The following is a 9844-nucleotide window of genomic DNA, read 5'->3' on the forward strand; positions in this document are numbered from 1 at the left end:
ATATTGCGCTGTTTTCGCATTTCATTCCCTGTGGTGTCTGGGAAGCAGTGTATATCCTGGATGGGCTGACAAAGAACAAGTCGGATATTCAGCCAGACACACTGCATGGCGATACCCAAGCGCAAAGTGCACCGGTTTATGGCTTGGCTTTTTTGCTGGGTATCAAACTGATGCCGCGTATTCGTAACTGGAAAGATTTGAAATGGTTCCGCCCGACTGCCGACGAAGTGTATAAACACATTGATGACCTGTTTACCAAGGATGCGATAGATTGGGATTTAATCGCCTGTCATTTGCCGGACATGCTGCAAGTGGCTCAATCGGTTCGTGCAGGGCGAATTCAACCATCGACCATCTTGCGCAAGCTCGGTACTGCCAGCCGGAAAAACAAACTGTATTTCGCCTTTCGTGAGTTGGGCCGGGTCGTCCGCACTATGTTCCTGTTGGAATATATCAGCGACGATGCGTTACGTCAGGTCATCCAGGCAGCACAAAACAAGTGCGAAGGTTTCAACAACTTTGCGCAGTGGGCGTATTTCGGATCGGACACCATTGAGGAAAATGTGCGCGAGGATCAGTTGAAGATAATCAAGTACAACCATCTGATTGCCAATCTGATGATTTTCCACAACTGCCATACCATGACGAAGGCCTTCAAGGAACTGGAAGCGGAGGGAATGAAGTTGACGCCAGAATTGGCCGCTGCGTTTAGTCCCTATCGGACGCATCACGCCAATCGTTTCGGCATGTATGAGCTTCGGGAACGGGATTTGGAGCCGATTGACTACGGCGTGACGTTCCAGATGTAACCAAAATCAGGGATGTTACTCATTTACGAAGGAATCCTTACGGTCCCCCTAAATCAGCGGGTACCGCTGAGCGGCCGGGTAATGACCCGGCATAACGGGAGGTACGAGCGACATACAGCAGGGCGATAGCCTTGCGCTTGTAGGGATAAGCCCCAGCGGCTAAGGGGTGTTCGGCCTGTCGCGTAGCAAAAGGCTGAACTGCCCTTATTGAGCGCGGCAAGGCGGCCTGGTGGTTGTAAGCAGTAGCTTACAAGTCCGAAGGACCGAGCGAATAGCGAGCCAAGAAGGGCGTCCGGTTTTCGCGATAGCGAAAATGCCCCAAATAAATAAAAATGCTGTTAAAGAATTGGCGACAACAATACACGGGTACCGGTAGCGATCGGGACATGATGTGTCACCAAACTTGTACAACGTAAAACTACAACAAAGAAAGTTGTTTCGGTGGTGTAGACGACACAGCAACGGAAACCGACGCCGACACATGCGTAGGACTTGGATACAAAACAAGCCCATTCGGGCTATCGGATACTCTAGCGGCCGGATAGATTATGAGAACGTGCTTTAACTCTCTCAAAAACGCCCGTTTGAAATCACGTAAACCCTGATCGGTCACAGCATAACCCGCCCCAAATTGACCAGACAACGAAATCCAAGGAATTGTTGTTCGTTTTGAAAGATAGCTCATTCGATGCGTGAGCCACACATAAATATCTAGGGCAAGCGGCGACTGGCGAAGCGCTCGAATGGCCCGCATGTCAAAAGGTAATTTGTGTTCTACGCACTCATTGAAGAACCGTTCCGACAAAAACACGCGCGATTGCCATTCGCCGGCTTCCTCCGGATTCTGAGGCGTCCACCAGTTAACACCATCCGCAAGAAGAACGTTCTGCAAGGCCCATTTATTAGCGCCTTCGTAGTGGCACGTTATGACAGAGCTAAACAGCGTCGTCATAGCGTGTTTTAACCGCGTGATGTCGCCACGCTTGCCACCGGTATTATGCAAACCAAGTTCGGCCAGATATGACGCGAGATTAGGCCCAAGGCTTAGCTCACGTTCCCGGTGTTGCGCTACTTCGGTACAAACCCAAGTAAGCAATAAGCGGGGCAGGGTGCCGTAAGGCAGCCCTTCAGGGTGAGCCGTCATCATCGTCAACGTAAAGTCGCCATTCTTCCGGACGAATCGAAAATCCTTAACGCGGCGATGCGGTAATGTGGCAATTGCTAAAGAGCGGGTCATAAAACCGAGTGTACCGGCGCTCTTTGCGTCTTCAGTCTCGATTGCAAGATGCGCCTCGATCAGATTGCGAACCCGGTCGGGCAGTTGGCCGGCCTGGTAGTCGTAAACTTCCATTTCATTTGAATTCGAAGCGGATTCTTTACGAGGGCTTTTGACGATCTTGTTTGAAGCGCGAGGCTTCTTAGCCGGCGTAGCCGGCTGGATTGTAGATTCTTCGATAGAAGAGCTAGACGGGATACGTCTATTCGCCGCCATCTTGGCGGCGACTTCTGCCGCCGTCGCGGGAGATAGACCGGCATGAATAAGCTCGGCGCGATAATCATCTTCGTTATATTCAGCGGCTGGGTTACTCATGACGGCCTATCTCGGTTTGAAGTGGTTGGGTTACTGGGAGCGACGACGGCCGGTTAAATCGTAATGTGTGAAAAACACATAAAACAGGGTGGCGAGATAAAACGCCACCGGCAAACCGGTCGCGGCATAAATTGAAAGCGCCGCCCAACGTGGCAAAAACAAATCAACGGCACCCAAAACCAAAAACATTGAGCCGATAGGAAAAATAATAGGCAGGTGCTCCATGCTCCTGGCGAAGGCGGAAACGGCATCAACAACGAACATTACATAAGCAAACCAAATTTCATAAAGACGATACATTTTTAAACTCCAACACTAATTTGCAGATTTGAGCGCCCGATAAACGGACGCACGGCTAATACCAAGCTGATTGGCAATTTTTGTTGCTCCATGTTTTTGACTATGTAGCTCAAGAATTCTGTCGTTATCGACAGTCTTCTTACCCCCTCGATATACCCCTCTGGCCTTGGCTGCTTCAATTCCTTCCCGCTGCCGTTCCTTCCTTAAATTTGTTTCAAATTCAGCGAATACACCAAGCATGTCGTAAAACGCCTTACCGCCCGCCGAATCGGTATCGATAAGCTGTTCGGTCGCCCGTAACGATACGCCGCGTTTTTTGAGTTCTATAACGATGTCTTGCAGGTCTTTAATGCTGCGAGCTAAACGATCCACTCTTGTCACCATAAGCGTGTCGCCTGGTCGAAGAAAGTCGAGCAGGATTTTCAACTCATGCCGTCCGTGTCGGCTTGTGCCTGAAGCTTTTTCAGCCCGAATAATATCGCAACCAGCCTGCCTTAAAGCTTGCTCTTGTAACGTGTAATCTTGATCTGCGCTGGATACCCGCGCGTAACCGTAAAGTGCCATTTGAGTATAAATAATGTTTCAACAGGGTTTAGACTTGTTCAGAATAACAAGTTGTCTCAATACATTCAACCCTGATGAAACAAAAAACTGTTTCAAAAAAAATGAATCAGCAAGGTATACCCTGGAAAGGCACCCGCTAGAGCGATAGCGTATAGCGGGGCCGTTGATTTATGCACATCTGAAGTGTGGGGGTCATTCAATCAACCCCCGAAAAGCGAAGTTGTGCATAAATCATCAGGTATATGGCGACAGCATAGCCGGGATAAGCCCAGCGGCTAAGGGGGTACGCCGACGCGATAGCAAAGGCGCATCCCCTTATTGAGCGTTTCGCCGCAAGGCCAACCTGGTAAGGTTGGCCTTGCGGCGATTTCAACTAAATATATCAACCTGAACAGCTAAATCATTGAAATAGTCGGTCACATAGCGCCTGGCAAGCTCAAGCGCCGCATCGTAGCTAGAATCTTTATAAAAGAATTTCTGGGCAGGGCCGCCCATAATACGGGCCAGCACCTTATCACCATCGATATGCCGGAAAACTTCGGCAGATGGGCGGCGGTCATCGTGGCGTTGCGCGGTCGGATTCGGCCCTGTGTTGTACTCGAAAGAGCTGCCGCCGTTATACAAACTAAACCAGTTATCACCTATTGCAGTTATATCCATGCGCTTACACCAGAATCAAGTTGAGTGAAGAGCAAGGAAGGGCGCGGCCCTTCCTTGCTTGCCGACGTTGCTAGGATTAACTGGCAATGTCAGCCGGTCGCGCGGTAACTAACAGCCACAAAACAGACTCGGCAAGCGCGTTGATAACGTTGCTGGCTGCGGCCGCGTTGTCTGGGCTTAATGAGGCGCTTTGTTGCTTGATGGCATCAAGCAAGTGCATTGCCTTGGCGTGGTCGGCTTGGGAAAGTTGATAAGCGGTTTCGTTCATATGTGATTACCTCACTCAAAATGGCCTTGGCGGAATGCCCGGCCTGATTCTTATAATACGCCCCATTGGGGCGTATGTCAAGCAATACTAACGCCGCTCGCCTCTTTTTTATGCGTACCAAGTAACGCGGCGCGGGGTGCCGTCCCACTTCTGCAACTGGCCGCGCATGTTGCCACCATTCAAAACATGCACACCGCAAGCCCGGCGCGTTTCGGACTTTGCGACCGCCACGAATTGGCCCGGCTTCGCCGTGGTCTTGCCGGTCATGCTGCCCGGTTTATCTTCTATGGTTTCGCTCTCGATCTGCCGCACAACAGCGGAAAGAGCGGTCGGCACTCGCACCACTTCAAAAAAATCAACATTGGTTTGTTCGTAGCCCCATGTTGAAAAGACAATATCGCCAACTATCAAGCCGTGGCCGGTTTGGCGTCTTGTCCGTTTCAACGCCTCGAACTCTGTTTGCTGGTCGATGTAATTGGATAAATGCCTATCGCGTCGATCTGGCGAAGCGAACGCGAAAAACCGCGCGGGCTTGCCTTGTCTGCCTTTATAGGCAACATAGGCCGGCCCGTTTTTGCTCTCAAAGCAGTAGGCGACAACAACGGCGGCGGGAAAATCGCGGGTTTCTGAGTTAGTGGGAATATAGCGGCTCATAATGGTTTCTCCGATCTGTTAGAAAGGTGCCCATTGCTGGGCACCATGTTTGCAAGGCGTCTAGCTTTTAAGCGGCTTTGAGTTTTTTCATCTCTTCGGCCAGCGTCCAAAGCGCCTTATTCAATCTAACGTTTTCGGTCACGCTCTTAACTTCCCTTGCCCGTTGTGAGTTTTTAGTATTGAGGTTCTGCACACTAACCCCGCCTTTCAAAACCTTTTCTTGCAACACGTTAAACGTTGTCCAAAGGTCGGCGGATTGGTCAGCAGTCCGGCGCGGTCTTAATAGGTCGGCATTGTTAACGCTGACCTCTTCACCGTCCCAACGTAAACCCTTTGCCGCTTCTGCAAAAATCCCTTGTTCGGCTCTGGTCAGCATGAGGCCGCGCATTGCGTCCATGTGTTCAATGGCCTTCGGGGTTTCTGTCACAATTCGATAAGTCCCCTCGATGACGTTATCAACCACGTTGCCGCTGTGGCGTACCCGTACACAATCGATTTGCCCATCACTAACGATCATTCCGTTGCTGCAAATCAAGCGGTAAAGTCCGGCGCTTAATTGATAGCTGCTGGTTCCATCGTGCGAATTAACTAGAACGATTTCGGGTTTAACCTCGCCGACGCTAGAAAAACCGTCGTGCTGGCGGAAGCGGATCAGGTGTTTTGCAAAGCCTTTTTTATCTTCGCTACGGGTGCGAGACTCGGAAGCGAACACCGGCAAAAATCCCTCTTTACGCAAGGCATCAACAATATTGATGGTCGGTATAAATTTATAGGTTTCAGCGCGTGAAACGTGCTTAGCTTCAGCGAAAACGGACGGAGCCAAACGGCGCAAAGCGTCATTTTCCAGCGGGCCTTGGTTCATGGTGTTATAGAAGCGATTGTTAAACATGGTGACTACCTCACTCAAAATGGCCTTGGCGGAATTGCCCGGCCTGATTCTTATAATACGCCCCATTGGGGCGTATGTCAAACGCTTTTTACACTTTGAACTAAAATAAAATATTGATTCTAAACACAATATTGGTACGGTTTGTGCAATCGGGATTAAGGGTTCAGGGAAGCGGGGAATCAAAATAAAGCGCGGCATCGCCGCACCTTATCTATGCTTAACGGGGCATACTCCCGGCCTGGAGTGAATCGGTCTTAATGGGACGAGGGCTTGCGGTGCGTATCGGTTGACAGGGAGGCCGGCGCGGTCAAGGGGACGTGGAATAAATAGGGCGCGATAGCGCCCGGTTTATGCCGCGAAAGCCCCTTGACCGTATAAGCCGGCCTTTCTGTCAATATCGTCGCACAGTGAGCAAGCCTCTCTCATTAAGACATTTGACGGATGCTGTGAGCAACGGAAGTTCGCGCAGTGGTTGACTGATTCATGGATTTGCCGCCCTGGGCGTTACCCGGTAAAATTTGGTGTCATTTTAAGCGTTGGAATAGCTTACGCTGTCGCCAAATGAGGGTGTAAAGTCTGGGGATAAGCCTCAGCGGCAAAGGGGGGGGTAACGCCTGATAAGGCGATGCACCCCTTTTTGAGCGCGGCAAGGCGGTCTGAAAGGTTGTAAGCTTATGCTTACAAGTCCGAAGGACCGAGCGAATAGCGAGCCTGTAAGGGCGTCCGGTTTTCGCGATAGCGAAAATGCCCCAAAGAATCAAAAAAAGGCCGTTGATGAGGATGACATATACACAGTTTTTCGCTTTTTCGGGGGCAGAGTGGAGGCCCCCACGCGAAAAAATGTGCATATGTCTTGTTTTTTTTTTGATTTTAAAACGCTACCAATATTAGGCACCTAAAATTATCGTAAGCGATAGCGTTAAAAATAATGAGATTTGTTTTTAAATAAAAATGTCCTGTAAAATTGTCAGTATAAGCGTACAAATAACATTGAATAAAACGCAAATATAACAATAAACATCTACCAAATTATAGTAATCTGGTAGTAGAATAGGGTATTTTATGGCATCACTAACAGACAGAACACCTATGAACTTACTGCCTTGCAGTCTCGCCAGTAGTATTTTGGAAGGCGATTTAGAACTAGCCGCGCAACAGCAAACACTCGACAAGCTGATCGTTATGGAGACGCCAGGCGGGTTTTACGTGATTGCACGTTTCTTATGGGCAAAAGATAGAGATTGGTATCTGACGACTCGGCGGAAACGAACAGAACCCAGGCTCTATAAGGACTTGATACGATTAAATAAAAATATGAAGGAAATATTCCCAACCGTAGGATTTGAGCTACTGAGGGATCAAGATATGCCGCCCGCCCACAGCGCCGATTGACCCACAAAGACCCTTAGCGCGACCTTAAAAAATAAACCAAATAATAGTATCCGCATATACCAAATTATGGTATATTGGCAACACCTAAACAGTGTTGATTCGGAGAACTATCGATGTTTGACCTTCTGGCGTTGGCGCAAGAATGCGCTCCTACCGTAGCACCTACGACAATGGCGGCAATCGTCAATGTCGAATCTGGCAAAAACCCTTATGCAATCGGCGTGGTCGGCGGACGACTCGAACGCCAACCTTCGAATCAACAAGAAGCCGTAGCAACCGCTAAGGCCTTGGCCGACAATGGCTGGAACTTCTCGGTAGGCGTTGCGCAAGTCAATCGCTATAACTTACCTAAATATGACATCAGCCTTGAACAAGCATTCGACGCCTGTACGAATATACGAATAGGCTCGAAAATCCTTGAGGATTGCTACGTGAGGGCAGCAAAAACGAAGCCCGACACACAAGCGGCCCTTCAAGCCGCGTTTTCATGCTATTACTCCGGTAACTTTACTCGCGGCTTTCAACCCGACGTAGCGGGTAAGCCTAGCTATGTAGAGAAAGTCTTAGCCAGCGCCGACAACGCCACACAAGCAATCCCAGTTGTTCCGAATATCCAATCAAACGGCGTCAAGCCCAAGTCAGTTCGAGCGGCACCTACAACCGCTACCGAACAAATGATACCATCCGATAATGCACCGGTCTTACTGCGCCGCAGTAATGACGAGGTGCAACTTAAAGCAGTGGAGACAAATCAAGCTTCCGGACAACCCAGTTCTACCCCCAATTCACCAAGGAAGATGATAGACAAAGAACCAATAAATAAAGAGACGGACCTACCGCGTAGCTCAGCTATTGTGTTTTAGGAGGGCAACATGAAACTGATGGTTGTTGAAAGTCCGAACAAAATAAAAAAGCTTGAATCCATTCTCGGTAGTGAATGGAAAGTCGTCGCTAGCGTCGGCCACATACGCGATTTGCCAAGAAAGGAATTAGGTATTGAGCAGCCGGGATTTACGCTTAACTACGAATATATACCTTCCGCATCGGCAAACGGCCGCACGTTCCCCGGTGGCGAAGAGCGCGTTGACCGCATCCGTAAGGAGGCGGGAAAAGCCGAAATGGTCTACCTGGCCAGCGACCCGGATCGCGAAGGCGAAGCCATCGCCTGGCACCTGAAAGAAGCGCTCGACTTAGACGAAGCGGACTATTTGCGAGTGACGTTTGACGCGATTACAAATGACGTGATCCGTAATGCCCTGACGAAAGCCAGAAAAATCGATTACAACCTGGTACATGCACAAGAAGCGCGTCGGGCGCTTGATCGCATGTATGGTTACTTGGTATCGCCTTTGCTTTCCAACATGCTAGGCATGTCGTTATCGGCCGGACGAGTGCAAAGCCCGGCCGTGCGCCTGGTTGTCGATCAAAGTCGGCGTATCAAGGCCTTCAGGAAAACGACGCACTTTGGAGCCGTCGTTTTGTTCGATGGCGATACCTGGCAAGCCGAATGGAACACCAAGCCGTTTGTCAGCGAAGACAATCCTTATATTCTGGATGAAGCCCTGGCAACACGCGTGGCGGCTTGCCGCAAATTTAAAATAACAGAGTCAGACAACGGACAGGCGAAGCAGTCGCCGCCACCGCCGTTTTCTACCTCGCTGCTGCTACAAGCAGCCAGCGTAAGCTTAAAATTTGATCCGGAAATAACCGCAAAGCTTGCGCAAAAACTGTTTGAGCAAGGCGCAATTACCTACATCCGGACGGACAGCGTAAATTTCAGCGCTGAAGCGATTGCGGAAATCCGCGACTTTGCCGGAGGCAAAGGTTGGCCTCTACCCAGTAAACCTCGTAAATTCAAAGCAAAGGGCGACGCGCAAGAGGCGCACGAAGCCATTCGGCCAACGCATATCGATGTGGAGCTGGCCGGCGAAGACGACCAGCAAAAAGCATTATATCGGCTCATTTGGCAACGCTCCGTTGCCTCTCAATTAGCCGATGCCAAATACAAGGTAAACACCGTCACGCTCGAAACCACAGATAGCGAGCAGGTTTACGAATTCAAGGCCAAAGGCCGCGTACTCGTGGAACAGGGGTGGCGAATCCTAACCGCGAAAGACGCGGTGAATGAAGACGAGGGGGAGGGCGACGACGCCAGCGGCGGCAAAGTCCCGTTGCTCGATGTCGGTTCGGCCAAAGTGGCCGAATCCGGCAAATTACTCCGGAAGGAAACAAAGCCACCCTCACGCTTCACTAAGGCCAGCTTGATAGCGAAGCTCGAAGCCGAAGGCATCGGGCGGCCGTCCACCTACCCGGCAATCATGCAGAACATCATGAGCAAGGGCTATCTGGTTGAAGAGAAGCGGTTTTTAGAACCGACAGAAACGGGCGTCTTACTGGTCGATCAGCTAGTAAAAGCCGAGTTCGCATTCATTGAATTACCATTTACGCGCGGACTTGAGGAAGAGTTAGACGGCATTGCCGAAGGCAATAGCGGCTATTTCGATGTGGTGGCTCCCGCTTTTGACCAGCTCCAGACCGACATCAACGCTGTGGCAAGCGCGGGAACCATAAAACCGCGCTTCCCTTGCCCGAAGTGTGGCGGCGGCCTACGCCGTTATTCGCCGGCCGGGAAATCGCCTTTCTGGGGTTGCACGAACACCGAATGCAAGACATTCATGGACGACGCCGACAATAAACCTGCGTATTCCAGAGCAAAG

The 9844-nt window shown here is 50.3% G+C and carries 12 protein-coding genes; 4 read left to right on the forward strand and 8 right to left on the reverse strand.

The genetic code is table 11. The features are described from left to right. Nucleotides 1–809 (forward strand): Tn3 family transposase (locus A1359_RS14100; RefSeq protein WP_157200555.1); only part of this gene is annotated, 809 nt, incomplete at its 5' end. A gap of 37 nt (nucleotides 810–846) precedes the next feature. Here A1359_RS14100 and A1359_RS22495 read toward each other — a convergent pair. The 8 genes from A1359_RS22495 to A1359_RS14135 all read right to left on the reverse strand — a co-directional run bounded on the left by A1359_RS22495 (nucleotide 847) and on the right by A1359_RS14135 (nucleotide 5735). After that, a complete protein-coding gene (locus A1359_RS22495; protein ID WP_157200556.1) occupies nucleotides 847–1029 on the reverse strand; it encodes a hypothetical protein in 183 nt (60 codons plus the stop codon). Between the two features lie 198 nt (nucleotides 1030–1227). Then, on the reverse strand, nucleotides 1228–2400 hold the full coding sequence (locus tag A1359_RS14105; protein WP_083960646.1) for a replication protein RepA: 1173 nt from the start codon (nucleotides 2398–2400) through the stop codon (nucleotides 1228–1230). Nucleotides 2401–2430: 30 nt separating this feature from the next. Continuing rightward, nucleotides 2431–2700 carry a hypothetical protein gene (locus A1359_RS14110; RefSeq protein WP_066984215.1) on the reverse strand — a complete coding sequence of 90 codons (270 nt, stop codon included), beginning with the start codon at nucleotides 2698–2700 and terminating at the stop codon, nucleotides 2431–2433. Between the two features lie 15 nt (nucleotides 2701–2715). Then, the gene (locus A1359_RS14115; RefSeq protein ID WP_066984218.1) at nucleotides 2716–3264 is read right to left on the reverse strand and encodes a recombinase family protein; all 549 of its coding nucleotides are present in this window, start codon (nucleotides 3262–3264) and stop codon (nucleotides 2716–2718) included. Between the two features lie 369 nt (nucleotides 3265–3633). After that, nucleotides 3634–3924: a hypothetical protein gene (locus A1359_RS14120; protein ID WP_066984221.1), complete on the reverse strand. Its 291-nt coding sequence runs from the start codon at nucleotides 3922–3924 to the stop codon at nucleotides 3634–3636. A 76-nt stretch (nucleotides 3925–4000) separates the two neighbouring features. Further along, nucleotides 4001–4192: a hypothetical protein gene (locus tag A1359_RS14125; RefSeq protein WP_066984225.1), complete on the reverse strand. Its 192-nt coding sequence runs from the start codon at nucleotides 4190–4192 to the stop codon at nucleotides 4001–4003. A gap of 108 nt (nucleotides 4193–4300) precedes the next feature. Continuing rightward, nucleotides 4301–4846, reverse strand: coding sequence for a hypothetical protein (locus tag A1359_RS14130; protein ID WP_066984228.1), 546 nt, complete (start codon nucleotides 4844–4846; stop codon nucleotides 4301–4303). Nucleotides 4847–4913: 67 nt separating this feature from the next. Next, nucleotides 4914–5735 (reverse strand): DUF932 domain-containing protein, encoded by an 822-nt coding sequence (locus A1359_RS14135; RefSeq protein ID WP_066984246.1) that lies wholly within the window; start codon nucleotides 5733–5735, stop codon nucleotides 4914–4916. A 1089-nt stretch (nucleotides 5736–6824) separates the two neighbouring features. On the opposite strand from A1359_RS14135, the gene A1359_RS14145 reads away from it, so the two are divergent. The 3 genes from A1359_RS14145 to topA form a co-directional block, all read left to right on the forward strand. Next, nucleotides 6825–7127, forward strand: a complete 303-nt coding sequence (locus A1359_RS14145; RefSeq protein ID WP_157200557.1) for a hypothetical protein — start codon at nucleotides 6825–6827, stop codon at nucleotides 7125–7127. Between the two features lie 113 nt (nucleotides 7128–7240). Then, nucleotides 7241–7990: a lytic transglycosylase domain-containing protein gene (locus tag A1359_RS14150; RefSeq protein WP_066984238.1), complete on the forward strand. Its 750-nt coding sequence runs from the start codon at nucleotides 7241–7243 to the stop codon at nucleotides 7988–7990. 9 nt (nucleotides 7991–7999) lie between these two features. Then, the coding region (gene topA / locus A1359_RS14155) for a type I DNA topoisomerase (RefSeq protein WP_066984241.1) at nucleotides 8000–9844 on the forward strand (1845 nt) is incomplete at its 3' end.

The sequence above is a fragment of the Methylomonas lenta genome (assembly GCF_001644015.1).
Taxonomy (GTDB): Bacteria; Pseudomonadota; Gammaproteobacteria; order Methylococcales; family Methylomonadaceae; genus Methylomonas; species Methylomonas lenta.